This is a genomic window from Pseudorhodoferax sp. Leaf267 (assembly GCF_001422405.1).
GTDB lineage: Bacteria > Pseudomonadota > Gammaproteobacteria > Burkholderiales > Burkholderiaceae_C > Pseudorhodoferax.
Genome location: NZ_LMMV01000012.1, coordinates 353,781 through 379,368 on the forward strand (window position 1 = coordinate 353,781; position 25,588 = coordinate 379,368).

Annotated in this window: 24 protein-coding genes and 1 other RNA gene; 13 read left to right on the forward strand and 12 right to left on the reverse strand. The window is 66.3% G+C overall.

Annotation, left to right across the window (positions count from 1 at the left end; translation table 11 throughout):
- Nucleotides 1–4: 4 nt before the first annotated feature.
- The 12 genes from ASF43_RS13470 to gyrA form a co-directional block, all read right to left on the reverse strand.
- Nucleotides 5–307: a helix-hairpin-helix domain-containing protein gene (locus ASF43_RS13470; RefSeq protein WP_156373304.1), complete on the reverse strand. Its 303-nt coding sequence runs from the start codon at nucleotides 305–307 to the stop codon at nucleotides 5–7.
- Between the two features lie 2 nt (nucleotides 308–309).
- Complete coding sequence (rfaD, locus tag ASF43_RS13475; protein WP_056181720.1) at nucleotides 310–1,317, reverse strand: ADP-glyceromanno-heptose 6-epimerase; 1,008 nt, start codon at nucleotides 1,315–1,317, stop codon at nucleotides 310–312.
- Between the two features lies 1 nt (nucleotide 1,318).
- A complete protein-coding gene (gene rfaE1 / locus ASF43_RS13480) occupies nucleotides 1,319–2,284 on the reverse strand; it encodes a D-glycero-beta-D-manno-heptose-7-phosphate kinase (RefSeq protein WP_082497831.1) in 966 nt (321 codons plus the stop codon).
- A gap of 58 nt (nucleotides 2,285–2,342) precedes the next feature.
- The gene (gene lapB, locus ASF43_RS13485) at nucleotides 2,343–3,500 is read right to left on the reverse strand and encodes a lipopolysaccharide assembly protein LapB (protein ID WP_056181726.1); all 1,158 of its coding nucleotides are present in this window, start codon (nucleotides 3,498–3,500) and stop codon (nucleotides 2,343–2,345) included.
- The gene (locus tag ASF43_RS13490; protein WP_056181728.1) at nucleotides 3,490–3,822 is read right to left on the reverse strand and encodes a lipopolysaccharide assembly LapA domain-containing protein; all 333 of its coding nucleotides are present in this window, start codon (nucleotides 3,820–3,822) and stop codon (nucleotides 3,490–3,492) included. Before ASF43_RS13490 ends, lapB begins: the two co-directional genes overlap by 11 nt.
- Before the next feature lie 80 nt (nucleotides 3,823–3,902).
- Entirely contained in the window at nucleotides 3,903–4,214 is a 312-nt protein-coding gene (locus ASF43_RS13495) for an integration host factor subunit beta (RefSeq protein ID WP_056181731.1), read from the reverse strand.
- Between the two features lie 120 nt (nucleotides 4,215–4,334).
- Complete coding sequence (gene rpsA / locus ASF43_RS13500) at nucleotides 4,335–6,023, reverse strand: 30S ribosomal protein S1 (RefSeq protein ID WP_056181734.1); 1,689 nt, start codon at nucleotides 6,021–6,023, stop codon at nucleotides 4,335–4,337.
- 174 nt (nucleotides 6,024–6,197) lie between these two features.
- On the reverse strand, nucleotides 6,198–8,216 hold the full coding sequence (locus ASF43_RS13505; protein ID WP_056181737.1) for a bifunctional 3-phosphoshikimate 1-carboxyvinyltransferase/cytidylate kinase: 2,019 nt from the start codon (nucleotides 8,214–8,216) through the stop codon (nucleotides 6,198–6,200).
- Nucleotides 8,217–9,095, reverse strand: coding sequence for a prephenate dehydrogenase/arogenate dehydrogenase family protein (locus tag ASF43_RS13510; RefSeq protein WP_056181740.1), 879 nt, complete (start codon nucleotides 9,093–9,095; stop codon nucleotides 8,217–8,219).
- 20 nt (nucleotides 9,096–9,115) lie between these two features.
- Nucleotides 9,116–10,222, reverse strand: coding sequence for a prephenate dehydratase (gene pheA, locus ASF43_RS13515; protein WP_056181744.1), 1,107 nt, complete (start codon nucleotides 10,220–10,222; stop codon nucleotides 9,116–9,118).
- A gap of 16 nt (nucleotides 10,223–10,238) precedes the next feature.
- Nucleotides 10,239–11,339: a 3-phosphoserine/phosphohydroxythreonine transaminase gene (gene serC, locus ASF43_RS13520; protein ID WP_056181749.1), complete on the reverse strand. Its 1,101-nt coding sequence runs from the start codon at nucleotides 11,337–11,339 to the stop codon at nucleotides 10,239–10,241.
- A 66-nt stretch (nucleotides 11,340–11,405) separates the two neighbouring features.
- Nucleotides 11,406–14,057 carry a DNA gyrase subunit A gene (gyrA, locus tag ASF43_RS13525; protein WP_056181752.1) on the reverse strand — a complete coding sequence of 884 codons (2,652 nt, stop codon included), beginning with the start codon at nucleotides 14,055–14,057 and terminating at the stop codon, nucleotides 11,406–11,408.
- Between the two features lie 211 nt (nucleotides 14,058–14,268).
- Here gyrA and ompA point away from each other — a divergent pair, with 211 nt between their 5' ends.
- The 13 genes from ompA to glnL all read left to right on the forward strand — a co-directional run bounded on the left by ompA (nucleotide 14,269) and on the right by glnL (nucleotide 25,578).
- Nucleotides 14,269–14,916: an outer membrane protein OmpA gene (ompA, locus tag ASF43_RS13530; protein ID WP_056181755.1), complete on the forward strand. Its 648-nt coding sequence runs from the start codon at nucleotides 14,269–14,271 to the stop codon at nucleotides 14,914–14,916.
- Nucleotides 14,917–15,005: 89 nt separating this feature from the next.
- A complete protein-coding gene (gene ubiG / locus ASF43_RS13535; RefSeq protein ID WP_056181758.1) occupies nucleotides 15,006–15,734 on the forward strand; it encodes a bifunctional 2-polyprenyl-6-hydroxyphenol methylase/3-demethylubiquinol 3-O-methyltransferase UbiG in 729 nt (242 codons plus the stop codon).
- Nucleotides 15,724–16,398: an HAD-IA family hydrolase gene (locus ASF43_RS13540; protein ID WP_056181761.1), complete on the forward strand. Its 675-nt coding sequence runs from the start codon at nucleotides 15,724–15,726 to the stop codon at nucleotides 16,396–16,398. The genes ubiG and ASF43_RS13540 overlap by 11 nt, the downstream gene beginning before the upstream one ends.
- A gap of 21 nt (nucleotides 16,399–16,419) precedes the next feature.
- Nucleotides 16,420–16,806, forward strand: a transfer-messenger RNA (tmRNA) gene (gene ssrA, locus ASF43_RS29835).
- A gap of 56 nt (nucleotides 16,807–16,862) precedes the next feature.
- The gene (locus ASF43_RS13545) at nucleotides 16,863–17,621 is read left to right on the forward strand and encodes a pseudouridine synthase (RefSeq protein ID WP_056181764.1); all 759 of its coding nucleotides are present in this window, start codon (nucleotides 16,863–16,865) and stop codon (nucleotides 17,619–17,621) included.
- 68 nt (nucleotides 17,622–17,689) lie between these two features.
- Nucleotides 17,690–18,640, forward strand: coding sequence for a beta-propeller fold lactonase family protein (locus ASF43_RS13550; protein WP_235578272.1), 951 nt, complete (start codon nucleotides 17,690–17,692; stop codon nucleotides 18,638–18,640).
- Nucleotides 18,627–19,457 (forward strand): polysaccharide deacetylase family protein, encoded by an 831-nt coding sequence (locus tag ASF43_RS13555; RefSeq protein ID WP_082497832.1) that lies wholly within the window; start codon nucleotides 18,627–18,629, stop codon nucleotides 19,455–19,457. The genes ASF43_RS13550 and ASF43_RS13555 overlap by 14 nt, the downstream gene beginning before the upstream one ends.
- Nucleotides 19,445–20,413, forward strand: coding sequence for a sterol desaturase family protein (locus ASF43_RS13560; protein WP_056181767.1), 969 nt, complete (start codon nucleotides 19,445–19,447; stop codon nucleotides 20,411–20,413). Before ASF43_RS13555 ends, ASF43_RS13560 begins: the two co-directional genes overlap by 13 nt.
- A gap of 57 nt (nucleotides 20,414–20,470) precedes the next feature.
- On the forward strand, nucleotides 20,471–21,394 hold the full coding sequence (locus tag ASF43_RS13565; protein ID WP_082497833.1) for an EI24 domain-containing protein: 924 nt from the start codon (nucleotides 20,471–20,473) through the stop codon (nucleotides 21,392–21,394).
- Complete coding sequence (locus ASF43_RS13570; RefSeq protein ID WP_056181770.1) at nucleotides 21,366–22,202, forward strand: molybdopterin-binding protein; 837 nt, start codon at nucleotides 21,366–21,368, stop codon at nucleotides 22,200–22,202. Before ASF43_RS13565 ends, ASF43_RS13570 begins: the two co-directional genes overlap by 29 nt.
- 226 nt (nucleotides 22,203–22,428) lie before the next feature.
- Nucleotides 22,429–23,844: a type I glutamate--ammonia ligase gene (gene glnA / locus ASF43_RS13575; RefSeq protein WP_056183389.1), complete on the forward strand. Its 1,416-nt coding sequence runs from the start codon at nucleotides 22,429–22,431 to the stop codon at nucleotides 23,842–23,844.
- Between the two features lie 151 nt (nucleotides 23,845–23,995).
- The gene (locus tag ASF43_RS13580; RefSeq protein ID WP_056181772.1) at nucleotides 23,996–24,490 is read left to right on the forward strand and encodes a hypothetical protein; all 495 of its coding nucleotides are present in this window, start codon (nucleotides 23,996–23,998) and stop codon (nucleotides 24,488–24,490) included.
- The gene (glnL, locus tag ASF43_RS13585) at nucleotides 24,487–25,578 is read left to right on the forward strand and encodes a nitrogen regulation protein NR(II) (protein ID WP_056181776.1); all 1,092 of its coding nucleotides are present in this window, start codon (nucleotides 24,487–24,489) and stop codon (nucleotides 25,576–25,578) included. The genes ASF43_RS13580 and glnL overlap by 4 nt, the downstream gene beginning before the upstream one ends.
- Nucleotides 25,579–25,588 lie beyond the last annotated feature (10 nt).

The following is a 25,588-nucleotide window of genomic DNA, read 5'->3' on the forward strand; positions in this document are numbered from 1 at the left end:
GCGGCTACGGCGCGGCCGATGCGGCCGACGCGGCGGCGACGGGCGGGCGCGCGTAGGGCTGGCCGTTCACGGTCAGGCCCTGGGCCGAGAAGCGCGCGGCATTGCCCGGCCCCATGCCCTTGGTGCGCGCGATCAGGTCGGCCCAGTCCTTGAACGGCGCCTTGGCGCGCTCGGCCAGCATGGGGGTGGACAGGCCGGGGCCGATGCCGCGGATGCTGTCGAGCTCGGCGGCGCTGGCCTGGTTGATGTCCAGCGCGCTGGCCGTGCCCGCCAGCGCGAGCAGGGCGCAGCCGACGAGCGCGCGCATGCTCAGGCGCCCGCGAGCGCCAGCGCCTGCATGTAGCGCGTGACGCCGGTCTGCACGTCGGCGAAGGCGTGGTCGCAACCGGCCGCGCGCAGCGCCGTCAGGTCGGCCTGCGTGTGGCACTGGTATTTGCCGCGCAGCGCGTCGGGGAAGGGCGTGTACGTGATGGCGTCGGCCGCGACGGCCTCGGCCAGCGTGAGCACCGGCTGGCCCTGCGCGCGCCGCGCGTTGACCACGGCCAGCGCGATGTCGTTGAAGGGCTGGGCCCGGCCCGTGCCGAGGTTGAACAGGCCGCGCGCCTCGGGGTGGTCGAGGAACCACAGGTTCACGGCGACCACGTCGTCGATGAACACGAAGTCGCGCTCCTGCTCGCCAGGTGCATAGCCGCCGTACTCGCCGAACAGGCGCACCTGGCCCTCGTTCTTGAATTGGTGGTACTGGTGGAACGCGACGCTGGCCATGCGGCCCTTGTGCTGCTCGCGCGGGCCGTAGACGTTGAAGTAGCGAAAGCCCACGGTCTGTGCGTTGGCCTGCTCGAAGCCCAGGCCCACTTCGCGGCGCAGGCGCTGGTCGAACAGCAGCTTGGAGTAGCCGTAGACGTTCAGCGGCGCCTCGTTGGCGGGCTCTTCGCGGAACACGCTGGAACCACCGTAGGTCGCGGCCGAGGACGCATAGAGCAGGCGCACGCGCTGGCGCTGGCAGCTGTCGAACAGCCCACACGACAGCGTGTAGTTGTTGGCCATCATGTACTGGCCATTGCTCTCCATGGTGTCGCTGCAGGCACCTTCGTGGAACACCGCCTCGACGCGGCCGTAATGGCCGGCGGCGAAGCGCGTATAGAAGTCGGCCGCGTCCACGTAGTCGGCCATCGAGAGGTCCACGAGGTTGCGGAATTTGTCGCCCTGGGTCAGGTCGTCGACCGCGATGACGTCGGTGATGCCACGGGCGTTCAGGCCCTTGATGAGGTTGCTGCCGATGAAGCCGGCGGCGCCGGTGACCACGTATCGCGTCATGTCAGTCGTTCCCGAACAGTTCGTCGTAAGAGGCCGTCGCGGTGCCGAACTTGCCGACCACGATGGCGCCGGCCTTGTTGGCCATGGGCAGTGCGTCGCGCAGGGTGCAGCCGGCTGCCACCAGTGCGGCCATGGTGGCGATCACGGTGTCGCCGGCACCGGTCACGTCGAACACCTCGCGTGCCTGGGCCGCGACATGGGTTTCGCCGTGCGCGTCGTAGAGCGTCATGCCCTCTTCGCTGCGCGTGACCAGCAGGCCCTCCAGATCCAGCTGGGCCCGCAGGTTCTGCGCCTTCTCGCGCAGCGCGTCCTCGTTGCGCCAGCTGCCCACGACCTGTTGCAGCTCGGCGCGGTTGGGCGTGATCAGCGTGGCGTTGCGGTAGCGCGAGTAGTCGCTGCCCTTGGGGTCGATCAGCACGGCCTTGCCGGCCGCGCGCGCGGCCGCGATCATCTGCTCGACGTGGGCCAGCCCGCCCTTGCCGTAGTCGGAGAACAGCACGGCGTTGTGCCGCGGCAGCAGCTCGGCGAACTGCGCGGACTGCGATGCCAGCGTCTCGTGCTCGGGCTGGTTCTCGAAGTCCAGCCGCAGCAGTTGCTGCTGGCGGCCGATCACGCGCAGCTTGACCGTGGTGCGCATCTGCGCGTCGCGCCCGAAGTAGGGCGTGATTCCGGTGGCGGCCACCAGGGCCTGCAGCTTGTGGCTGGCCTCGTCGTCGCCGACCACGGACAGCAGCGAGGCCTGCGCGCCCAGCGTCACGATGTTGTAGGCCACGTTGGCCGCAGCGCCGATGCGCTCTTCCTCGCGCGTGACGCGCACCACGGGCACGGGCGCCTCGGGCGAGATGCGGTCGACGGCGCCGTACCAATAACGGTCCAGCATGGCGTCGCCGACGACCAGCACGCTGGCTTGCGCCAGTTGCTCGCGAGTTGGGAGAGGGTTGCGCAGCAGCGCGGCAGTAGGTGTCATTGGGTACCTCCGGCTTCGCCTGCGGTGCGAGCTTGCTTGGGGCGGCCCGGCGCTTTGCTCATAACTCCTCCACGCGCCGGGGCGGATAGCTGTCCCAGGCCTGGCAGCCCGGGCATTGCCAGAAATGCTGCTTGGCCTCGAAACCGCAGGCCGCGCAGCGGTAGCGCGTGAGCGGCCGGGTGGCGTGCTCGATGGCGCGCTGCACCTGGGGATGGAATTGCTCGTGCTCCAGCTTTTCACCGGACAGCCAGCGCGCCGTGGCCACCAGCGACTGCTGGCGTTCCAGGTGCTGCAGGTAGCGCTGGCGTGCGGCATCGGCCTGGCCGGGCTCGGCGGCCTCCAGCATCACGATGGCCTCCAGCACGTCGAGCGAGGCGAACTCGGTGTAGCTGGCCTGCAGCGCGGCCAGCGCCTGGCTGGCCCGCCCGGCGGCGGTGCCAGCCTGGGCCATGGCCTTGGCGATGAGTGGCATGGCCTGGGGGGCGGCCTGGCCCAGGTCCAGCAGGGTCTGCAGCGCCACGCCGTGCTGGCCCGCCTTGACCTGCATGAGCGCCAGGTCGATGCGCGGCCGTGGGGCCTGCGGGGCCGTGGCGATGGCATGGGCCAGCAACTGGCGCGCGGCCTCCGTGTCGCCCGCGGCGTTGCGCGCCGCGGCCTGCTCGCACAGGTAATGCGCCATGCGGCCGCTGAAGCTGCCTTCGCCGTTGTCCTGCAGCTTCTGCGCGATCTCGGCGGCCTCGGGCCAGTCGCGCGAACGCTCGTAGATGGCCAGCAGCGCGAGCCGGCTCTGGGCCTCGTACCTGCTGCCTTCGAGCTTGCGCAGCGCGTCTTCGGCGCGGTCCAGCAGGCCGGCCTTGAGGAAGTCGAGCGCCAGGTCGTGCTGGGCGCGCTGGCGGTCGGAGGCGGTGAGGTCGCCGCGCGACAGCAGGTGCTCGTGCACGCGCACGGCACGCTGGTACTCGCCGCGGCGGCGGAACAGGTTGCCCAGCGCGAAGTGCAGCTCGGTGGTGTCCGGGTCTTTCTGCACCGCCTCGATGAAGGCGTCGATGGCCTGGTCCTGCTGTTCGTTGAGCAGGTAGTTCAGGCCCTTGAAGTAGGCCTTGGGAGCGCGACGGTTCTCGATGCGCATCTGCCGCAGGTCCAGCCGCGAGGCCAGCCAACCCAGCACGAAGGCGATCGGCAGGCCCAGCAGGATCCAGCCGAGATCAAAGTCCATGGCGCGGGATGTTGGCCAGGGCCGTTTCGCTGCTGGTCGGCTCGTCGATGGTCGTGGCCGTTGCAGTCGGCGCCAGGGGCTCGGCCGGCGCAGGCTGCGGCGCGGCGCGGTGGCGCCACCAGCGCGGCACCATGGCCAGCACGCCGAGCGCCATGCCGGCGGCGAACGCGGCCAGCACCACCAGCACCATCGGCGCGCGCCATTGCGTGCCAAAGAAGAAGCGCACCGTGGCCTCTTGCTGGTTGTTCAGCGCGAACGCGAACAAGGTAAAAAAAATGGCTGCCTTCAGTATCCACTTGAGCAGCCACACGAGATTTTTCATTGCTTGAACGTCCCCATTGCGGGGGAATTCTAAAGGTCAGGTTCCGGCCGACCGGGCCCAGGCCGAGAGGCCTTGCACGCTCAGTCGATGCGGCCGGCGGCGATCTCTTCGGTGCGCTTGTCCACAGCCTCGCGCAGGGCCTTGCCGGGCTTGAAATGCGGCACGCGCTTTTCGGGAATGGCCACGCTCTCGCCGCTGCGCGGGTTGCGGCCCATGCGCGGCGGGCGGCGGTTGATGGAAAAGCTGCCGAAGCCACGGATCTCCACGCGGTGGCCGCGCACCAGCGCGTCGCCCACGGCGTCCAGGATGGTCTTGACCGCATGCTCGGCGTCGCGGTGGGTCAGCTGGCTGAAACGCGCTGCCAATTCTTCTACGAGGTCGGATCGGGTCATGGTGGCTCACACGGGTGCATCAACGAATCGGGCCAGTCCCGCCGCCACTGGTGTGCGGCGGAAGTGCTGGCCCGACAAATGTCGCACGGGAACCGGGTTCCCGTGCACCTCACGCAACGATCAGTTGTTGCTGTTGTTGTCCAGCTTGGCACGCAGCAGTGCGCCCAGGCTGGTGGTGCCGGCGTTTTCACGCGCGGACTGCTGGCTGAGCGATGCCATGGCTTCGTTCTGGTCGGCAGCATCCTTGGCCTTGATGGACAGCTGGATGTTGCGCGTCTTGCGGTCGACGTTGACCACCACGGCCGTAACTTCGTCGCCTTCCTTGAGCACGTTGCGCGCGTCTTCGACACGGTCGCGGCTGATTTCGGACGCACGCAGGTAGCCGATCACGTCGCTGCCCAGATCGATCTCGGCGCCACGCGCGTCCACCGTCTTGACCTTGCCCGTCACCGTCTGGCCCTTGTCGTTGACCGTCACGAAGGTCGTGAACGGGTCGCCGTCGAGCTGCTTGATGCCCAGCGAGATGCGCTCGCGGTCCACGTCCACGGCCAACACGATGGCGTCGACTTCCTGGCCCTTCTTGTAGTTGCGCACCGCGGCTTCGCCGGTTTCGTTCCACGAGAGGTCGGACAGGTGCACCAGGCCGTCGATGCCGGCAGCCAGGCCGACGAACACGCCGAAGTCGGTGATCGACTTGATCGGGCCCTTGACGCGGTCGCCGCGCTTGGTGTTTTGCGCGAACTCTTGCCACGGGTTGGCCTTGCACTGCTTCATGCCCAGGCTGATGCGGCGCTTGTCTTCGTCGATTTCCAGGACCATGACTTCGACTTCGTCACCCAGCGAGACCAGCTTGGAGGGGGCGATGTTCTTGTTGGTCCAGTCCATTTCGGAGACGTGCACCAGGCCTTCGATGCCGGGCTCCAGCTCGACGAACGCACCGTAGTCGGCGATGTTCGTGACACGGCCGAACAGGCGCGTGCCTTGCGGATAGCGGCGCGAAACGCCCATCCAGGGGTCGTCGCCCATCTGCTTCAGACCCAGCGAGACCCGGTTCTTCTCGGTGTCGAACTTGAGGATCTTGGCGGTGATCTCCTGGCCAGCCTGCACCACTTCGCTCGGGTGGCGCACGCGACGCCAGGCCATGTCGGTGATGTGCAGCAGGCCGTCGATGCCGCCCAGGTCGACGAACGCACCGTATTCGGTGATGTTCTTGACCACGCCTTGCACGATGGCGCCTTCCTTCAGCGTCTCCATCAGCTTGGCGCGCTCTTCGCCCATGGAGGCTTCCACCACGGCGCGGCGCGACAGCACCACGTTGTTGCGCTTGCGGTCGAGCTTGATGACCTTGAATTCCAAGGTCTTGTTTTCGTACGGCGTCAGGTCCTTGATCGGACGCGTGTCGATCAGCGAGCCGGGCAGGAAGGCGCGGATGCCGTTGACCAGGACGGTCAGGCCGCCCTTGACCTTGCCGCTGGTGGTGCCGGTCACGAACTCGCCGGATTCCAGGGCCTTTTCCAGGGCCATCCACGAGGCCAGGCGCTTGGCGGTGTCGCGGCTGACGATGGTGTCGCCGTAGCCGTTCTCGATGGCGACGATGGCGACCGACACGAATTCACCGACCTGGACTTCGACTTCGCCCTTGTCGCTCTTGAACTCGTCGAGCGGCACGTAGGCTTCAGATTTCAGGCCAGCGTTGACGACGACGAAATTGTGTTCGATGCGAACGACTTCAGCGGTGACGACCTCGCCGACACGGGTTTCCGTGGTTTGCAGCGATTCGGCGAATAGGTCGGCAAAAGATTCAGACATGTAGTTCCTAAGACCACGGAGCAGGTTGACAGGTGCGGGATTGCGCCTGTTTCTAAGACTGTCGTGGCGGTTGTGCGGGATCGCCCCGCGGGGTTGGGTTGAAAACACCAGACCACCGATGCGCTTGCTGCGCTGCTGGGGGCCTGGACCTGGAAGACTTCGTGCGAACCGGGGCTAAAAGCCCTGACGGCGATCCCACCACTGGAGCACCTCTTCGACGGATTGATCGACCGTCAAATCGGAGTTGTCCAGTGTGAAAGCATCGACAGCGGCTCGAAGCGGGGCGACGGCGCGGGACGAGTCCCGGGCGTCGCGCGCTTCCAAATCCGCGCGAAGGTCGGCGATTGTAGTTGAAATACCTTTTGAAATCAATTGCTTATGCCGGCGCTCCGCGCGGCGTTCGGCGCTGGCGGTCAGATACACCTTGAGCGGGGCGCCGGGAAAGATCACCGTGCCCATGTCGCGCCCGTCGGCGACCAGGCCGGGCAGGCGGCGAAAGCTCAATTGCAGGTCGACCAGCGCGCTGCGCACAGCCGGCAGGGCCGAGACCTTGGACGCGTTCATGCCGGCTTCCTCGGTGCGGATCTCGTCGGTCACGTCTTCGTTGTCCAGCCAGATCCGGCCCTCGTCGAAGCGCACCGGCAGTGTGGCGGCCATGGCGGCGATCGCGGTCTCGCCGGCGGCGCCGATCGCGAGGCCGGCGCGCAAGGCGGCCAGCGCGGTGATGCGGTACATGGCGCCGGAGTCAAGGAAGTGGTAGCCCAGGCGCTTGGCGACGGAGGCCGCGACCGTGCCCTTGCCCGAGGCGGTCGGCCCGTCGATGCACAGCACCGGGATCTGGGCCGTGGGCGTGCTGCTCACCGCAAGCAGCGCCTCGAAGTAGTCCGGGAATGTCTTGGCGACGCACTTCGGGTCCAGGATGCGCACCGGCGTCGTCGAGGCCCCGCGCGCGCCTGCGCGCAGGCCATGGAACGCGGCGAGAGAAAAGCACATCGCGACCCGGTGGTCGTCGTAGGTGTGGATTGCCGCCGGCGGCCAGGGCCGGGCCACGGGCGGCGGCGTGATGTGCAGGAAGTCCGGGCCCTCTTCGATCTCGGCGCCGAACTTGCGCAGCTCGGCCGCCATGGCGGCGATGCGGTCGGTTTCCTTCACGCGCCAGCTGGCGATGTTGGACAGTCGGCTGGGACCGTCGGCGTACAGCGCCATGACCGCCAGCGTCATCGCCGCGTCGGGGATATGGTTGCAGTCCAGATCGATGGCCTTGAGCGGCCAGGCGCCGCGCGATACGGCCAGCCAGTTCGGGCCGGCATCGACGCGCGCGCCCATGGCCTGGGCGGCTTCGATAAAGCGGATGTCGCCCTGGATGGAGGCCGCGCCCACGCCATCAATACGCAGCGGCTGCGCGGTGTCGGCGGCGATGGCTCCCAGCGCGATGAAGTAGCTGGCCGAGGAGGCGTCGGCCTCGACGTGGATCTCGCCAGGCGACACGTAGCGGCTGCCGGCCGGGATCGTGAAGCGCTGCCAGCCGTCGCGCGCGACGCGGATGCCGAAGCGCTCCAGCAGGTTCAGCGTGATCTCGACATAGGGCTTGGAGATCAGCTCGCCGACGACCTCGATCACGACATCGCGGGTCGCGACCAGCGGCAGGGCCATCAACAGCGCGGTCAGGAACTGGCTGGAGACGTCGCCACGCACGCGGATCGGGTCGGCCAGGCGCAGGGCGGCCGGCGTGCCAATGCGCAGCGGTGGGTAGCCGGGGTTGCCGGCATAGGCGATCGCGCAGCCGAGCTGGCTCAGCGCGTCGACCAGATCGCCGATGGGCCGCTCGTACATGCGCGGCACGCCGGTCAGCGTGAAGTCGCCGCCCAGCACGGCCAGCACGGCGGTCAGCGGGCGGATGGCCGTGCCGGCATTGCCCATGAACAGCTCGGCCTGGCCCGTGGCCAAGCGGCCGTCCAGCCCGGTGATGGTGACGCTGCTGCCCTCGTGCGCGATGCCGCAGCCCAGCGTGGCGAGCGCGGCCAGCATGACGCGTGTGTCGTCGGAGTCGAGCAGGTCGCGCACGACGGTGCGGCCAGCCGACAGCGCAGACAGCAGCAGCACGCGGTTGGAGATGCTCTTGGAGCCCGGCAGCGCCACGGTTCCGGCGGCTCCCTGCAATGGGGGGAGGTCCAGGAAGGAGGTGGTGAACATTCAGTCGTCTTGGGTGATGGAGGCCATGCGCCAGCGCGCGCGGATGCTGCTGGCCTGCGCGATCTGGCGCTCGAGCGTGGGGCCGTCGTCGTGGAGGATGGACTGCTCCATGGCCTGCAGGGCCTGCTGGTGCCAGCGCAGTTGCGCAAGCAGTTCGGTCTTGTTGGCCAGGAAGATGTCGCGCCACATGGTCGGGTCGGCCGCTGCGATGCGTGTGAAGTCGCGAAAGCCCGGGCCGCCCAGGGCCAGGATCTTCTCGCCTCCGGGCTGGGCGGCGATGCCCTGCACCATGGCGAAGGCCAGCAGGTGCGGCAGGTGGCTGACGGCGGCGAAGGTGGTGTCGTGCGCATCGGGCGCCATGTGCACCAGCTTGCCGCCCACTGCAGCCCAGGCCTCGCGTGCACTCTGCAACTGGGCCGCCTGCGTCGTCGCCAGCGGGGTCAGGATCACATGCCGGCCCTGGTACAGCTCGGCGTCCGCATGCTCCACGCCCGCGACCTCCTTGCCCGTGATGGGATGGGCCGGCACGAACGACCCGATGCGCTCGCCCAGCGCGCGCTCGGCTGCCTGCACCACGTCGCCCTTGGTCGAGCCCACGTCCATGACCAGCATGTCGGATGTGACCTGCCCGCGGATGGACGCCAACGTGCTCTCGGTTGCAGCGACGGGCACAGCGATGAGCACGATGTCGGCCCCGGCCACGGCCTGCTCGGCCGACACGGCCTGTGCGTCGATGACGCCGAGCTCCAGGGCGCGCTGGCTGCTGGCCGGCGACCTGCTGTAGCCCACGACACGACCGACCAGGCCGGCGCGCTTGAGGGCCAGCGCGAACGAGCCGCCCATCAGGCCACAGCCGATCAGCGCGAGTTGTTGGAACATGGCGCGCGCCCCGTCCAGGCTCACGCGCTGACCGGGTACGTGCCCAGCAGCTTGTAGAAGGCGCAGATGCGGCGCAGCTCTTCGAGCGCCTTGGCGACGTGCGGTTGGGACGGGTGGCCGTCCAGATCGATGTAGAAGAAGTATTCCCACTGGCCTGTGCGGGCGGGGCGCGACTCGAAGCGCGTCATCGAGACGTCATGGGTCTTCAGTGGCACCAGCAGGTCGTGGAGCGCGCCTGGGCGGTTGGGCACCGACACCACGAGGCTGGTGCAGTCCTTGCCGGAAGCCGCCGGCGCTTCCAGCGTTTCGGGCAGGCAGATGATGGCGAAGCGCGTGCGGTTGTGCGCGTTGTCCTGGATGGCGCGCGCCGCGAGGTGCAGGCCGAACTGCGTAGCCGCGCGTTCGCTGGCCAGGCCGGCCCAGGCCGGGTTGGTGGCGGCGAGCCGCGCGCCCTCTGCGTTGCTGGAGACGGCCCGGCGCTCGGCGTGCGGCAGGTGGGTCGACAGCCAGTTCTGGCATTGGGCCAGGGCCTGGGGGTGGGCCAGCACGGCCTCGATGCCATCGAGTGAATCGGACAGGCGCAGCAGGTTGAACTGCACCGCCAGGCTGACAGAGCCCACCATGTGTGCAGGCGTGTCCAGCAGCAAGTCCAGCGAACGCGTGACGCCGCCTTCGGCCGAGCTCTCGATGCCGACCACGCCGAAATGTGCCGCACCAGAGGCCGTGGCTTGGAACACTTCATCAAAGTTGGCGCAGTACTGCAATTCCACGGCACTGCCGAAGTACTGCAGGGCCGCCTCTTCACTGAAGGTGCCGGCCGGCCCCAGCACGGCCACGCGTTGTGGCGCTTCCAGCGCCAGGCAGGCCGACATGATCTCGTTCCAGATCGCCCCCACATGTTCGTTGCGCAGCGGCCCCTTGTTGCGCGACTGGATCCTGGCGATGACCTGGGCAACCCGGTCGGGGCGGTAGAAGGGCGAGCCCTCGCTGCGCTTGACGGCGCCCACCTGTTCGGCCACATGGGCCCGCTTGTTCAGAAGCGCCAGCAGTTCCTGGTCGAGTGCGTCGATCTGCACGCGCAGCGCCGCGAGATCGGGAGAGGAAACGGTGCTGGGCTCGGCACTCATGGCGGGCTTGTCTCTTTCAGGCGTGGGATTGCTCAAATTCTCGCATGTAGTCCACGAGCGACTGGACGCCGGCCAGCGGCATGGCGTTGTAGATGCTGGCCCGCATGCCGCCCACGGACTTGTGGCCTTTGAGCTGCAGCAGACCGCGCGCCTTCGCACCGGCCAGGAAAGCATCGTTGCGGCTTTCATCGCGCAGGAAGAAGGGTGCGTTCATGCGCGAGCGGCAGGCCGGCGCGACCTTGTTCTCGTAGAACTGCGAGCCGTCGATGAAGCTGTAAAGCAGCTCGGCCTTGGCGCGGTTGCGCTGCTCCATGGCGGCAATGCCGGTCAGGCCGCCTTCCTGCTGGCGTTTGAGCCACTGGAAGGTCAATCCGGCGATGTAGATCGCATAGGTGGGCGGCGTGTTGTACATGGAACCGTGTTCGGCCACCGTGGCGTAGTCGAATGCGCTGGGGCAGATCGGCAGCGCATGGCCGAGCAGATCCTCGCGCACGACGACCAGCGTCAGCCCGGCCGGGCCCAGGTTCTTCTGCGCACCGGCAAAGGCCAGGCCGACGCGCGACCAGTCGATCGGCCGCGAGGCGATGTGCGAGGAGCAGTCGATGACCAGAGGAGTATCTGAGCCCAGCGCCTTCAGGTCGGGCAGGATCTGGAACTCTACGCCGTGGATGGTCTCGTTGCTGCAGATGTGCAGGTAGCTGGCCTTGTCGCTGAGTTGCCAGCTACCGGGCATGCTGGTGTGCTGGTCCGCGGCATTGCTGGCGGCCAGGTGCGTCGTGCAGTAGCGCGCTGCCTCGTTGAACGACTTCTGGCTCCAGCTGCCCGTGACCACGAAGTCGACCGTAGCGCCGCGCGACAGGTTCATCGGCACGATGGCGTTCTCGCCCAGGCCGCCGCCCTGCATGAACAAAATCTTGTAGTTGGCGGGCACGGCCAGCAACTCACGCAGATCAGCCTCGGCCTGCTCATAGATCGAGATGAACTCCTTGCCACGGTGGCTCATCTCCATGACGCTCATGCCGCTGCCATGCCAGTCCAGCATTTCGCCGGCGGCCTCACGCAGAACTTCTTCGGGAATGGCAGCCGGGCCGGCGGAAAAGTTGTAGGGGCGGCGCATGCGGAGCTCCGTTTGCAAAAGAAAAAACCGCACTGCCGTGAGGCGGCGCGGTGGGGCAGGTGGGTATCAGGCGGCCGGCGGGCTGTCCGCGCCATCCTCGCCGGCGCCGCCGTCACCTTCGGGCAACACGGCGTTGGCGTCGTTCTCGACGATGCGCTGCAGGCCGCTGAGCTTGGAGCCTTCATCCAGCCCGATCAGCGTCACGCCCTGCGTCGCACGGCCCAATTCGCGGATCTCGCTGACGCGCGTGCGCACCAGCACGCCCTTGTCGGTGATCAGCATGATCTCGTCGTCCACATGCACGAGCGTGGCTGCGACGACGCGCCCGTTGCGTTCGCTCTGCTGGATCGCGATCATGCCCTTGGTGCCACGGCCATGGCGCGTGTATTCGGTGATGCTGGTGCGCTTGCCGTAGCCATTGAGCGTGGCGGTCAGCACGCTCTGCTGCTCGTCCTCGGCCACCAGCATGGCGATCACGGTCTGGCCCTCGTCGAGCATCATGCCGCGCACACCGCGTGCGTTGCGGCCCATGGGGCGCACGTCGTTCTCGTCGAAGCGCACGGCCTTGCCGCCGTCGGAGAACAGCATCACATCGTGCTGCCCATCGGTCAGTGCCGCGCCGATTAGAAAGTCGCCCTCGTCCAGGTCGACAGCGATGATGCCGGCCTTGCGCGGGTTGCTGAATTCATCGAGCGTCGTCTTCTTGACGGTTCCCATGGACGTGGCCATGAAGACGAACTGGTCGGCCGGGAAGGTGCGCTTCGGCCCCGTGAGGGGCAGCACAACGGTGATCTTCTCGCCCTCGGCCAGCGGGAACATGTTGACGATGGGGCGGCCACGCGATCCGCGCGAGCCCTGCGGCGCCTCCCATACCTTGAGCCAGTACAGCCGGCCGCGGTTGGAGAAGCACAGGATGTAGTCGTGTGTGTTGGCGATGAAGAGCTGGTCGATCCAATCGTCTTCCTTGGTCGCGGTCGCCTGTTTGCCGCGGCCGCCGCGCTTTTGGGCGCGGTATTCGGACAGCGGTTGGCTCTTGATGTAGCCGCTGTGCGACAGCGTGACCACCATGTCGGTCGGCGTGATCAGGTCTTCGGTGCTGAGATCAAAGGAGCTGTGTTCCACCAGGCTGCGCCGCGCGCCCACCTTGGTCTGGCCGAACTCCTGCTTGATGGCGGTGAGTTCGTCGCTGATGATGACCGAGACGCGCTCGGGCTTGGCCAGGATGTCCAGCAGATCCTCGATCTCGGACATGACTTCCTTGTACTCGGCGACGATCTTGTCCTGTTCCAGACCCGTCAGGCGCTGCAAGCGCATCTGCAGGATCTCCTGGGCCTGGGTGTCGCTCAAACGGTAGAGGCCGTCGTTGCCCATGCCGTAGATCAGGTCCAGGCCTTCGGGGCGGTAGTCGTCGGCGTTCACGACGCCGCCATCGGCGCGCGTGCGTGTCAGCATCTCGCGCACCAGCTTGCTGTCCCAGGGGCGCGCCATCAGCTCGGCCTTGGCCACCGGCGGCGTGGGCGATTCGCGGATGATGCGGATGAACTCGTCGATGTTGGCCAGCGCCACGGCCAGGCCTTCCAGCACATGGCCACGGTCGCGAGCCTTGCGCAGGTTGAACACCGTGCGCCGCGTCACGACTTCGCGGCGGTGGTCGAGGAAGACCTCGATCAGGTCCTTCAGGTTGCACAATTTGGGCTGGCCGTTGACCAGCGCCACCATGTTCATGCCGAAGGTGTCCTGCAGCTGCGTCTGCTTATATAAGTTGTTCAGCACCACTTCAGGCACTTCACCGCGCTTGAGCTCGATCACGAGGCGCATGCCCGACTTGTCGGACTCGTCCTGGATGTGGCTGATCCCCTCGAGCTTCTTTTCGTGCACGAGCTCGGCCATGCGTTCTTGCAGCGTCTTCTTGTTCACCTGGTACGGCAGCTCGTCGACGATGATGGCCTGTCGCTGGCCGCGGTCGATGTCCTCGAAGTGGCACTTGGCCCGCATCACAACCTTGCCGCGACCGGTGCGGTAGCCGTCCTTGACGCCGTTGATGCCGTAGATGATGCCGGCCGTGGGGAAGTCGGGCGCCGGCACGATCTCCATCAGTGTGTCGATCGATGCGTCCGGATTGCGCAGCAAGTGCAGGCAGGCATCCACCACTTCGTTCAGGTTGTGCGGCGGGATATTTGTCGCCATGCCGACTGCGATGCCGCCCGAGCCGTTGATCAACAGGTTCGGCAGCCGGGTCGGCATGACCAGCGGCTCCTTTTCGCTGCCGTCGTAGTTCGGGCCGAAGTCGACCGTTTCCTTGTCCAGATCGGCCAGCAATTCATGCGCGATCTTGGTCAGGCGAATTTCGGTATACCGCATGGCCGCGGCGTTGTCGCCGTCGACCGAGCCAAAGTTGCCCTGTCCGTCCACCAGCATGTGGCGCATGGAGAAGTCCTGCGCCATGCGCACGATCGTGTCATAGACCGATTGGTCCCCGTGCGGGTGGTACTTGCCGATGACATCCCCGACGATGCGGGCCGATTTCCTGTACTGCCGGTTCCAATCGTTGTTCATTTCGTGCATTGCGAACAACACACGTCGGTGCACAGGCTTCAGACCATCGCGTGCGTCGGGCAGCGCACGGCCGACGATGACGCTCATCGCGTAGTCCAGATAGCTCCGCCGCATTTCCTCTTCCAGGCTGATTGGCAGTGTTTCTTTAGCGAATTGGGTCATGTGTCAGGCTTCGGCGGAGGTGCCGCATTTTAGGCTCAGGGGTGTGTGGCGAATCGGCAACAAACAGGCTGGTTTTGGGTTTCGTCCTACGGCTCCAGCCCTGGTCGCCATAGGGTCGTGTGGCACAATCAAATCGTACGTGCTCAGTGGTGGTCACTGTAGGCGTCCGGTTTCGCAGCGCTGCTGCGCCTTATTCCCCCAGAGGAGAACCATGAAGAAATTGAACAAAGTGGCGATGTTGTTTGCCTCCGCAGCGCTCGCTACTGCCGCAGGTGCCCAATCGGTCGACAACTGGCGTACCGCCGATTCCAGCCTGGTCTGGAAGACGGCCGACCAAAGCCTGTGCTGGCGCAATGCCAACTGGACGCCGGCCACTGCTGCCGTGGGCTGCGATGGCGCCATCGTTGCACAAGCCGCTGCTGCTCCTGCACCCGCACCGTCTGCTGCTCCTGCAGCACCTGGCGCGGCTCCGGTCGCTCCTGTTCCGCAGCCGCCCGCTGCCACGAAGGTGACCTACGCGGCCGATGCGTTCTTCGATTTCGACAAGTCTGTGCTGAAGCCAGAAGGCCGCGCCAAGCTTGATGATTTGGTCGGCAAGATCAAGGACATCAACCTGGAAGTCATCATCGCCGTCGGTCACACGGACTCGGTGGGCTCCGATGCTTACAACCAGCGTCTGTCGGTGCGTCGCTCCGAAGCGGTCAAGGCATACCTGGTTTCCAAGGGCGTGGAACGCAATCGCGTCTACACCGAAGGCAAGGGCGAGAAACAACCTGTCGCCGATAACAAGACCGCCGAAGGCCGCGCGAAGAACCGTCGCGTGGAAATCGAAGTGGTCGGTACGCGCGCCAATCGCTGATCGTCACGATGTCTCACGGGCTTTTTGGCCCGTGCGCCTCAAGCCCGCGAGCCTTGCTAGCGGGCTTTTTTTATGTTTTGGACCTTTGAATGAACGCCTCCTTGAACGCTGACCCGGCGGAGCTGGCCAAATTTTCCGACTTGGCGCATCGGTGGTGGGACCCGGAAAGTGAATTCCGCCCCCTGCACCAGATCAATCCCTTGCGTCTCAACTGGATCCAGGAATCTATTGTTCTGCAGGGCAAGGATGTCGTCGACATCGGCTGCGGTGGTGGCATTCTGTCGGACAGCATGGCGCGCCGTGGCGCGAATGTGCTGGGCGTCGACCTATCGACCAAGGCCTTGAAAGTCGCGCAACTGCACGCATTGGAAGCACAGACGCCCAACATCGCGTACCGCGAAGTCAGTGCGGAAGAGCTTGCGCAGGAGCGCCCGGCAAGTTTTGACGTGGTCACCTGCATGGAAATGCTGGAGCACGTGCCGGACCCGGCATCGATCGTGCGGGCTTGTGCGACCTTGGTCAAGCCAAGTGGTTGGGTCTTTTTTTCGACCCTGAACCGCAACGCCAAGTCATTTCTGTTCGCCATCGTCGGTGCCGAATACCTGTTGAAGTTGCTGCCCCGTGGCACGCACTCCTACGACAAACTGCTCCGGCCGAGTGAATTGGCGCGCTTCGTTCGTGGCGCGGGCCTGAGCATGGAGCATAGCCGTGGCCTCGAATACAACCCGCTGACACGGCGCTACTGGCTCAGCGCCGACACCAGCGTCAACTACATGCTCGCGACGCGCCGTCCGGCGGAAGGATCCCATGTTTCGTGACGTCAAGGCCGTGCTGTTCGATCTGGACGGGACGCTGGTCGACAGCGCATTCGATCTGGGCGCGGCCGCCGATCAATTGCGTACCGACCGTGGTATGAATGCGCTCGGCGCTGGCCGCTACCGTGCCATGGCGGGTTCGGGTGCGCGCGGCATGCTGGGCATTGCGTTTGATATGACGCCCGAGCATCCGGACTTCGCCGCTCTGCGAGAAGAGTTCTTCGTCAACTACGAGCGAATGATGACGGAGCACACCGTCCTGTTCGACGGTGTAACGGCATTGATCGACCGTCTCGTGGCATGTGGCGTTCCCTGGGGCGTGGTGACGAACAAGTCCTCGCGCTTCTCTGTTCCGCTCACGGCCAGCATTCCGACCTTCGCATCCTCCGGCGTACTGATCAGTGGCGACACGACGCCATTCAGCAAGCCGCATCCGACCCCCTTGCTCGAGGCGGCTAGCACGCTGGGCGTACCGCCTGCGGCCTGCATCTACGTGGGCGATGACGAGCGGGACATCATGGCCGGCCGTGCGGCCGGCATGGGCACCGTCGTGGCCACGTATGGGTATCTGGGAGTTGCAACGGAGACCGCGAAGTGGGGCGCAGATGCCAGCATCGCCACACCGCTCGAACTGCTTTCTCTCCTTCCATCCTTGCAAATGCGGTGAGTGGCCTAAAATAGCGAGCTTGGGGCTGCATTGGTTTCGACGTGGGTTCGGAATCGCAGTGGTGCATGTCGAGCTGAATGCGCTCGTAAAACAGATTCAAACAAACTAACTGCAAACGACGAACGTTTCGCACTCGCTGCTTAATTGCCAGTGAGCTTTACAACAGCAGGCCGATGGGCTGGGCAAGGGGTTCTTGACGCAAGTTGAGAGCTCCCGGCTGTAAAGATAATTTCATCGGCTGGCTCCGGACCGGGTACCTTGGTCGGGGGCGAGACAATAGGGTACTGGCGTCCTGTGTAGCGTGCGACTGCGCGACACAGGTGGCGAGACTCAAAACAGACCGCTAAACATGTAGATCTGCGCGAAGATGGCTTGCGGACGGGGGTTCGAATCCCCCCAGCTCCACCAAACCCAAAGCCCCAACCGTCACTGGTTGGGGCTTTTTCTCGTGCGGATCGTTCTCGATGCAATTGCAGGATGTTCTTTTCTCCCAGGGCTTTGGCACGCGGCGCGTGTGTGCGGGCCTGATCCAGCAGGGTCTCGTGCGCGTCCATGGTCGCAACGCGACCGAGCCTGTGGTCTGCACCGACTCGACGCTGGACGTCACACCGCAAGGTCTGCGTTTCGAGGTGCAGGGCGTGGACTGGGAATACTTCGAGAAGGCCTACGTGCTGTTGCACAAGCCGGCCGGGACTGAGTGCTCTCAGAAGCCTTCGACCTACCCCAGCATCTACACCCTGCTGCCGTCGCCGCTGCGCCAGCGCCCCAACAAGAGTGCGGTGCAGGGCGTTCAGGCCGTGGGCAGGCTCGACCAGGACACGACCGGGATGCTGCTGCTGAGCGACGACGGCCAGTTCATCCACCGCATGAGCTCGCCCAAGAAACATGTGCCCAAGGTCTACGAGGTCCAGGTCAAGCATGCGCTCGACGCGCGCCAGGTCGAAGCCCTGTTGCGCGGCGTGGTGCTCGACGACGACCCGCGCCCCGTGCAGGCAGCGGCGGCCGAGATCGTCGATGCCGACGCCGCAGCGCTGCATCTGCGCCTGACCTTGACCAGCGGCAAGTACCACCAGGTCAAGCGCATGGTGGCCGCGGTCGGCAACCGGGTCGAAGCGCTGCACCGATCGCAGATCGGCACCATGGCGTTGCCGGACACGCTGGCCCCCGGGCAATGGTGCTGGCTGCGCCCGGCCGATCTGGCGGCGCTCGTGGCGCCGGCCTGAGTACACTTTCCAGCTGATTCCAAAAGGGTGCCGTGAAGTCGTTTCTGTCTGTCCTGATCCGGCCCGTCTTGGCCGCCTTGGTCGTCCTGGTGCCGCTTGCGGCATCCGCGCAATCGCATCCCATCTTCGTGCTCAATTCGCTGGACGCCTCTGTCAGCGTGATCGACCCCGTGTCGTGGCAGGAGACGCGGCGCATCGCCACCGGCAAGGAGCCGCACCACCTGTACCTGACGCCCGATGAGAAGTCGCTCATCATCGCCAATGCGCTCGGCGATTCGCTGACCTTCATCGATCCGCGGACGGCGGAGGTGCAGAAGGTGGTGCAGGGCATCGTCGACCCGTACCACCTGCGCTTTTCGCCGGACATGAAGTGGCTGGTCATCGCTGCGAACCGGCTGAACCATGTCGATGTGTACCGCTGGAACGGACAGGACTTGCAGCTGGCCAAGCGTGTGTCCACCGGCAAGACGCCCAGCCACCTTTGGATCGACAGCAAGAGCACGACGGTCTACGCCACGATGCAGGACAGCGACGAACTCGTCGCGCTGGACCTGGCCACGCAGGCCATCAAGTGGCGCGTGGCCACCGGACCGACGCCGGCCGACGTCTACGGCACGGCCGACGACAAGACGGTGCTCGTGGGCCTGACGGGGGGCGACAGCGTGCAGGTCTTCGACGTCTCCGGCAAGGAGCCACGGGCCATGCGCAACATCAAGACCGGCGACGGCGCCCACGCCTTCCGCGGTGCCGGCGACAAGCGCCACGTGTTCGTCAGCAACCGGGTGGCCAACAGCATCAGCAAGATCGATCTGCAGACCCTGGAGGTGGTCGCCAGCTACCCTGTGCCGGGCGGCCCGGATTGCATGGATTTGTCGGCCGACGGCAAGCTGCTGTTCGTGACCTCGAGGTGGGCGCGCAGGCTGACCGTGCTCGACCTGACAACCGGCAAGCTGTCACGCCAGGTCAAGGTCGGCCGTTCGCCGCACGGGGTCTGGACACTGGACCATGCGCAACGCTGACAGCCCGCTGCGCTGCCGGCGCAGTGCCGTGGCGGCACTGCTGGCCGTCTCGAGCGGCCTGGCCGCCGCCAACTGTGCCAAGCCGCTGTATCTCACATTCGACACCGGCCACATGGGCATCGCGCCGTTGGTGGCAGAAGTGCTCAAGCGCCAGGCCGTGCATGTCACGTTCTTCGCTGCGAACGAGTCCACGCAGACCGGCGACGGCAGCCTGGGCGACGATTGGGCCTCCTGGTGGCGCGAGCGTGCCGCGGAGGGCCATGCCTTTGCTTCGCACACGTTCGACCATGTGTACTGGACGTCGGACGTGGCCCCGGCGCGCGATGGCACGCCGCGCTTTCGCATCCGCGCCTCGGCCGGGCCGCAAGTGGGCCAGACCCGGCTGGTGTCGGCGCCCCAGTACTGCGAGGAAATCGACCGGGCGGCGCAGCGCCTGGAAGTGTTGACCGGGCAGGCGCCTCTGCCGTTGTTCCGCGCGCCTGGCGGTCGCACCTCGGCAGCCCTGGTCGAGGCTGCGCGGCAATGCGGCTATGCGCATGTCGGCTGGTCGCCCGCCGGCTTCCTCGGCGACGAGCTACCCAGCGAACGGTCGCCCAACGCGCAACTGCTGGAGCAGGCGCTGCGCGACATCCGCCCGGGCAACATCCTGCTGGCCCACCTGGGCATCTGGTCGCGCAAGGACCCCTGGGCGCCGGCCGTGCTGGAGCCGCTGATCGTCGGCCTCAAGGCCAAAGGCTTTTGTTTCGCCACGCTGCGCGAGCACCCTGAGTTCGGCAGGTGGATCGCAGCGCAGAAAGATCGGCCGTGGATGCGCTGACCGATCTGTTCGGCAATGCGCAGCAGTGGCTGTTCGAGAACGCCGTGCAGCCGCTCGCATTCGCACTGGGCCTCGGCGGGCGCCTGGAAGAGGCCTTCGTCGGCACCGGCTGGCTGCTCGTGGGCTTGCTGCAGATCGTCGTGATGTTGCTGGTCATCGGGCCTCTGCAGCGCCTGCGGCCCGTGGAGCCGGTGCGCGATGCCGCGGCGATCCGCACTGACGTGGTCTACACGCTGGTCCACCGGCTCGGCCTGTTCCGTCTGGCCCTGTTCTTCACGCTCGAGCCCTGGATGGACGATGTGTTCGGCTGGCTGCGCGTGGCCGGGCTCAGCACCTTTCATCTGGACGCACTGTGGCCCGGCGTGACGGACCTGGCCCTGGTCAGCTTCCTGCTGTACCTGGTCGTGTTCGACTTCGTCGACTACTGGATCCACCGCGGCCAGCACCAGTGGCGCTGGTGGTGGAGCCTGCATGCGCTGCACCACTCGCAGCGCCAGATGACGATGTGGAGCGACAACCGCAACCACCTGCTCGACGACGTGCTGCGCGACCTGATCCTGGTCGTCATCGCGCAGACGATCGGCGTCGGCCCGGGCCAGTTCGTCGCCATCGTCGCGCTGACGCAGTTGTCCGAGAACTTCCACCATGCCAATCTGCGCGTGTGGTTCGGCGCGGTCGGCGAGCGGCTGTGGGTCAGCCCACGCTTTCACCGGCGGCACCACAGCATCGGCATCGGCCACGAATCCACGGGCCGCGACACGCTGGGCGGCTGCAACTTCGGTGTGCTGCTGCCCTGGTGGGACATGCTGTTCGGCACGTCCGACTTCCAGCTGCGCTACGACCCCACCGGCATCCGCGACCAGGTGGAGCAGGGGCCGCGCGGCCTGCGCGACTACGGCCGCGGCTTCTGGTCGCAGCAGTGGCTGGGCTTGCTGCGCCTGTTGAACCGCGCGTGAGCTTGCCCGGCCGCGTCGGCTTGCGGCGCGCCGGGTCTGCCGGGTTATCCTCGCCGCATGCGTTTGTTGCTTGACTCCTTCTGGCGCGCCGCCGCCTATTGCCTGCATCCCCGGGTGATCGCGCTGTCGCTGCTGCCCCTGGTGCTGATCGCCGGCCTGGCCCTGGGCCTGGGCTACTTCTTTTGGGAATCGACGATTGCCTTCACGCGTGCCTGGCTGGAAAGCTGGCCCGTGTTCGGCACGGCGATGGGCTGGCTGCAGGGCTTCGGCTGGGGCAACGTGCAGGGCCTGATCGCGCCCCTGCTCGTGGTCGCCCTCATCACGCCGTTGATCGTGGTCATCTCGCTGCTGCTGGTGGCCGCGCTCATGACGCCGTCCATCGTCGCGCTCGTGGGTGAACGGCGCTTTCCGAAGATGGACAAGCGCCACGGCGGATCGTTTTTCGGCAGCCTGTTCGGCGCCTTGTGGGCCACCATCGCCGCGCTGGTCGTGCTGGTGCTGTCGATCCCGCTGTGGTTGATCCCGCCACTGGTGCTGGTGCTGCCGCCGCTGATCTGGGGCTGGCTGACCTACCGCGTCATGGCCTACGACGTGCTGGCCGACTACGCCAGCCGCCCCGAGCGCCAGGCCATCATGCGCGAGCACCGCGTGAACCTGCTCGTGCTCGGCATCCTCACCGGTTACCTGGGCGCCGCGCCGGCGCTGATCTGGGCCTGGGGCGCGCTGGCTGTCGTGCTGGCGCCAGTGCTGGTGCCGCTGGCGGTCTGGGTCTACACGCTGGTGTTTGCCTTCTCCGCACTGTGGTTCACGCACTACGCACTGGCCGCGCTGGAGGCCATGCGCGCCCGTGAGGCCGCGGTGCAGGTCGTGCCGCCCAGCGCCGACTGGCCCCAGCCCAGCGCCGTGCTGATCGAGCCGGGTGCCTCCTCCTCGTCGTCCTCCACGCGCCCTTATGAACCAGCCCCACTCCCGCCCCCCTGAGTCGCTGCCCACAGCCATCGGCCTGGTCATCGTCGGTGACGAAATCCTGTCGGGCAAGCGCGCCGACAAGCACATGGCCAAGGTCATCGAACTGCTGGGCGCCCGTGGCCTGCAGCTGGCCTATGCCGACTACGTGGGCGACGCGCCCGACCGCATCACGGCCACGCTGGAGCGCGCCTTCGCGTCCGGCGACCTGGTCTTCTCCTGCGGCGGCATCGGCGCCACGCCGGACGACCACACGCGCGGCTGCGCGGCACGTGCGCTGGGCGTGCCGCTGGCGCTGCATCCGCAGGCCGAGGCATTGATCCGCGAACGCATGCAGGACATGGCCAGGGAGCAGGGCGTGCCCTATGAGCCCGACCGTCCCGACAACGTGCACCGGCTCAACATGGGCGTGTTCCCGCAGGGCGCGCGCATCATCCCGAACCCGTACAACAAGATCCCCGGCTTCAGCGTGGGCCACGTGCATTTCGTGCCGGGCTTTCCCGTCATGGCCTGGCCCATGGTCGAGTGGGTCCTGGACCAGGATTACGCGCCGCTGTTCCGCCAAGCGGCCTGGGCCGAACGCTCGGTCATCGTCTATGGCTCGATGGAGTCCACGCTCGTGCCGCTGATGGAGCGCATCGAGAGCGTGCATGCCGGCATCAAGGTGTTCAGCCTGCCCAGCGTCGACCATCCGCAGCACGGCCGGCACATCGAGCTGGGCGTCAAGGGCGCGACGCAGGACGTGGACGCAGCCTACGCCGACCTGTTGGCCGGACTGCGCGCGTTCGATCTGCAGCTCGGTCCCGAGTTGGTGCGCCCCTGAGATTCATCTTGGTGCATTTGCGAGATTGCACCAAGCAAGTGCGTAAACTGCGCTCTGTGCCGCGTTTTGCGGCGATGCAACGGCCGCCTGCAGCCCTTTGCCAGGGGCGGAGCGCAGTGTCCCCAGGCCGCTTTTGGTGCGTGTGCCATGGCATGGAATCTGCATCCCATGCCATGTCCTTGTTTGACCCCAACCCGATTCCAACCCCCAACCGCAGGAGCATTTGATGGCTAAGAGCGTCGCAGACGTCATGAAAATGGTGAAGGAAAACGAAGTCAAGTTCGTCGACTTCCGCTTCACCGACACCCGTGGGAAAGAGCAGCACGTGACCGTGCCCGTGTCCCACTTCGATGAGGACAAGTTCACCTCCGGCCATGCCTTCGACGGTTCCTCCATTGCCGGCTGGAAGGGCATCGAAGCCTCGGACATGCAGCTCATGCCCGACCCGAACACCGCCAACGTCGACCCCTTCTTCGAAGAAACGACGCTGATCCTGACCTGCGACGTGATCGACCCGGTCGATGGCAAGCCCTATGAGCGCGACCCGCGCTCGCTGGCCAAGCGCGCCGAAGCCTACATGAAGGCCTCCGGCCTGGGCGACACGGCCTACTTCGGACCCGAGCCCGAATTCTTCGTCTTCGACAGCGTGCGCTGGAAGAACGACATGTCCGGCTGCTTCGTCAAGATCGATTCCGAGGAAGCCTCCTGGAACACCGGCAAGGAATACGAGCACGGCAACACCGGCCACCGTCCCGCCGTCAAGGGTGGCTACTTTCCCGTTCCCCCGGTCGACAGCTTCCAGGACATGCGCTCGGAAATGTGCCTGGTGCTCGAAGCCCTGGGCATCCCGGTCGAAGTGCACCACCACGAAGTGGCCAACGCTGGCCAGATGGAACTGGGCACCAAGTTCAGCACGCTGATCGAGCGCGCCGACTGGGTCCAGCTGCAGAAGTACGTGATCCACAACGTGGCCCACACGTACGGCAAGACCGCGACCTTCATGCCCAAGCCCATCGTGGGCGACAACGGCTCGGGCATGCACGTGCACCAGTCGGTCTGGAAGGACGGCAAGAACCTGTTCGCCGGTGACGGCTACGCCGGCCTGTCCGAGTTCGCACTGCATTACATCGGCGGCATCATCAAGCACGCCCGTGCGCTGAACGCCATCACCAACCCCGGCACCAACAGCTACAAGCGCCTGGTCCCCGGCTACGAAGCCCCGGTGAAGCTGGCCTACTCGGCCAAGAACCGCTCGGCCTCGATCCGCATCCCGTTCGTGGCCAACCCCAAGGGCCGCCGCGTGGAAGCGCGCTTCCCCGATCCATTGATGAACCCCTACCTGGGCTTCGCCGCGCTGCTGATGGCCGGCCTGGACGGTGTGGAGAACAAGATCGATCCGGGCGAAGCCGCCACCAAGGACCTGTACCACCTGCCGCCGGAAGAAGACGCGCTGATCCCCACCGTCTGCCACAGCCTGGACCAGGCGCTGGAGCACCTGGACAAGGACCGCGCCTTCCTGACCAAGGGCGGCGTGTTCACCGATGCCTACATCGATGCCTACATCGAACTGAAGATGCAGGAAGTCACGCGCTTTCGCATGGCGACCCACCCGGTCGAATTCGACATGTACTACTCGCTGTAATTCAGGCGCGACCCGCTGCAACTTGTGGCGGGGCCCGCAGTCTCAGGCAAGGACGGCGCAAGCCGTCCTTTTTCGTTGGCGCTGCCAACCCGTGCATGCGATGGCGCGCGCTACCATCCGGCGATACCGATTCGAGGGCCTTTGTGAACGCATGAACTACGCAACCGTCTTGACGCTGGCCGCCAGCCTGCTCGCGGTAAACGCCTGGGGGCAGGTCTACCGCTGTGGCAACGAGTACACCAACAGCATCCGCGACGCGCGCGAAGCGCAGGCGCGCGGCTGCAAGCTCGTCGAAGGCGGCAACGTGACGGTGATCGAGGCACCGCAGCGCGCCAAGGCACCCGCACCGGTGCGGGCACCGGTTGCCGGCGGCGGCGCGCGCACGGACGACAACCAGCAGATCAGCCGCGACAACGAGTCGCGCCGCATCCTCGAGTCCGAGCTCAAGCGCGTGGAATCGCGCCAGGCCGAACTGCTCAAGGAATACAACAACGGCGAGCCCGAGAAGCAGGGCATCGAGGCACGCAACTACCAGCGCTACCTCGATCGCGTGGCTGAGATGAAGGCCAGCATCGAGCGCAACGAGAGCGACATCGCCGGCATCAAGCGCGAGATCGGCCGGCTGCCGGCGGCGGGGGCGCGATGACCGCGGCCCCACGCAAGCATGCCTTGAACCATAAGCCCTCGTCCCGCTTCCATTCCTTCGACCTGCTGGCCACGCTGGTGGCCGTGCTGCACAGCGATGGCTCGGTGCTGTTTGCCAATGCCGCGCTGGAAGACGCGCTCGGCTTCTCGCGCCGCACGATCGAAGGCTCGCACTTTCCCGACTTCTTCACCGAGCCGCATCTGATGCAGAACGCGCTCGAAGGCGCGGGCAGCAACGAGTTCGCCGCGCTGCGCTACGAGGCCTGGCTCAAGCGTGCCAGCCATGAGCCGCTGCCCGTGCACGTGGTCGTGGCGCAGACCGAGCAGGCCGGCGAGGTCGTCGTCGAGCTGCTCCCGCTGGAGCAACAGGCCAAGCAAGACCGCGAGGAGCGCCTGATCGACCAGGCGCAGGCCAACAAGGAACTCATCCGCAACCTCGCGCACGAGATCAAGAACCCGCTGGGCGGCATCCGCGGAGCGGCGCAGCTGCTGGAGATGGAGATCGACTCGCGCGAGCTCATCGAGTACACGCAGGTCATCATCCACGAGGCGGACCGGCTGCAGGCCCTGGTCGACCGGCTGCTCGCGCCGCACCGCCGCCCGCACGTGGTGGGCGACGTGAACATCCACGAGGTCTGCGAACGCGTGCGCTCGCTGATCATGGCAGAGTTCCCACGCGGGCTGCGCGTGGTGCGCGACTACGACACCTCCATCCCGGAGTTCCGCGGCGACCGCGAGCAGCTGATCCAGGCCGTGCTCAACATCGCGCACAACGCGGCCCAGGCGCTGGCCGAGCGCATCGCGGCGGGCGAGGGCGAGATCACGCTGCGCACGCGCATCGCTCGCCAGGTCACGTTCGGCAAGCAGCGTTACCGCTTGGCATTGGAATTGCATGTCATCGACAACGGACCGGGGGTCCCGGAGTCGATCATCGGACGCATCTTCTACCCGCTGGTGTCGGGCAGGGATGGGGGATCGGGGCTGGGGCTCACGCTGGCGCAGACCTTCGTTCAGCAACACCATGGGTTGATCGAATGCGACAGCGTACCGGGACGAACGGATTTCAAGCTATTGATCCCGCTGCCCTAGCCGGCGGCCC

What these genes read in the sequence shown, in the direction of transcription:
- ASF43_RS13470 (WP_156373304.1), bottom strand. Translation starts at nt 307, where the DNA reads ATGCGCGCGCTCGTCGGCTGCGCCCTGCTCGCGCTGGCGGGCACGGCC.
- rfaD (WP_056181720.1), bottom strand. Translation starts at nt 1,317, where the DNA reads ATGACGCGATACGTGGTCACCGGCGCCGCCGGCTTCATCGGCAGCAAC.
- rfaE1 (WP_082497831.1), bottom strand. Translation starts at nt 2,284, where the DNA reads ATGACACCTACTGCCGCGCTGCTGCGCAACCCTCTCCCAACTCGCGAG.
- lapB (WP_056181726.1), bottom strand. Translation starts at nt 3,500, where the DNA reads ATGGACTTTGATCTCGGCTGGATCCTGCTGGGCCTGCCGATCGCCTTC.
- ASF43_RS13490 (WP_056181728.1), bottom strand. Translation starts at nt 3,822, where the DNA reads ATGAAAAATCTCGTGTGGCTGCTCAAGTGGATACTGAAGGCAGCCATT.
- ASF43_RS13495 (WP_056181731.1), bottom strand. Translation starts at nt 4,214, where the DNA reads ATGACCCGATCCGACCTCGTAGAAGAATTGGCAGCGCGTTTCAGCCAG.
- rpsA (WP_056181734.1), bottom strand. Translation starts at nt 6,023, where the DNA reads ATGTCTGAATCTTTTGCCGACCTATTCGCCGAATCGCTGCAAACCACG.
- ASF43_RS13505 (WP_056181737.1), bottom strand. Translation starts at nt 8,216, where the DNA reads ATGTTCACCACCTCCTTCCTGGACCTCCCCCCATTGCAGGGAGCCGCC.
- ASF43_RS13510 (WP_056181740.1), bottom strand. Translation starts at nt 9,095, where the DNA reads ATGTTCCAACAACTCGCGCTGATCGGCTGTGGCCTGATGGGCGGCTCG.
- pheA (WP_056181744.1), bottom strand. Translation starts at nt 10,222, where the DNA reads ATGAGTGCCGAGCCCAGCACCGTTTCCTCTCCCGATCTCGCGGCGCTG.
- serC (WP_056181749.1), bottom strand. Translation starts at nt 11,339, where the DNA reads ATGCGCCGCCCCTACAACTTTTCCGCCGGCCCGGCTGCCATTCCCGAA.
- gyrA (WP_056181752.1), bottom strand. Translation starts at nt 14,057, where the DNA reads ATGACCCAATTCGCTAAAGAAACACTGCCAATCAGCCTGGAAGAGGAA.
- ompA (WP_056181755.1), top strand. Translation starts at nt 14,269, where the DNA reads ATGAAGAAATTGAACAAAGTGGCGATGTTGTTTGCCTCCGCAGCGCTC.
- ubiG (WP_056181758.1), top strand. Translation starts at nt 15,006, where the DNA reads ATGAACGCCTCCTTGAACGCTGACCCGGCGGAGCTGGCCAAATTTTCC.
- ASF43_RS13540 (WP_056181761.1), top strand. Translation starts at nt 15,724, where the DNA reads ATGTTTCGTGACGTCAAGGCCGTGCTGTTCGATCTGGACGGGACGCTG.
- ASF43_RS13545 (WP_056181764.1), top strand. Translation starts at nt 16,863, where the DNA reads ATGCAATTGCAGGATGTTCTTTTCTCCCAGGGCTTTGGCACGCGGCGC.
- ASF43_RS13555 (WP_082497832.1), top strand. Translation starts at nt 18,627, where the DNA reads ATGCGCAACGCTGACAGCCCGCTGCGCTGCCGGCGCAGTGCCGTGGCG.
- ASF43_RS13565 (WP_082497833.1), top strand. Translation starts at nt 20,471, where the DNA reads ATGCGTTTGTTGCTTGACTCCTTCTGGCGCGCCGCCGCCTATTGCCTG.
- ASF43_RS13570 (WP_056181770.1), top strand. Translation starts at nt 21,366, where the DNA reads ATGAACCAGCCCCACTCCCGCCCCCCTGAGTCGCTGCCCACAGCCATC.
- glnA (WP_056183389.1), top strand. Translation starts at nt 22,429, where the DNA reads ATGGCTAAGAGCGTCGCAGACGTCATGAAAATGGTGAAGGAAAACGAA.
- ASF43_RS13580 (WP_056181772.1), top strand. Translation starts at nt 23,996, where the DNA reads ATGAACTACGCAACCGTCTTGACGCTGGCCGCCAGCCTGCTCGCGGTA.
- glnL (WP_056181776.1), top strand. Translation starts at nt 24,487, where the DNA reads ATGACCGCGGCCCCACGCAAGCATGCCTTGAACCATAAGCCCTCGTCC.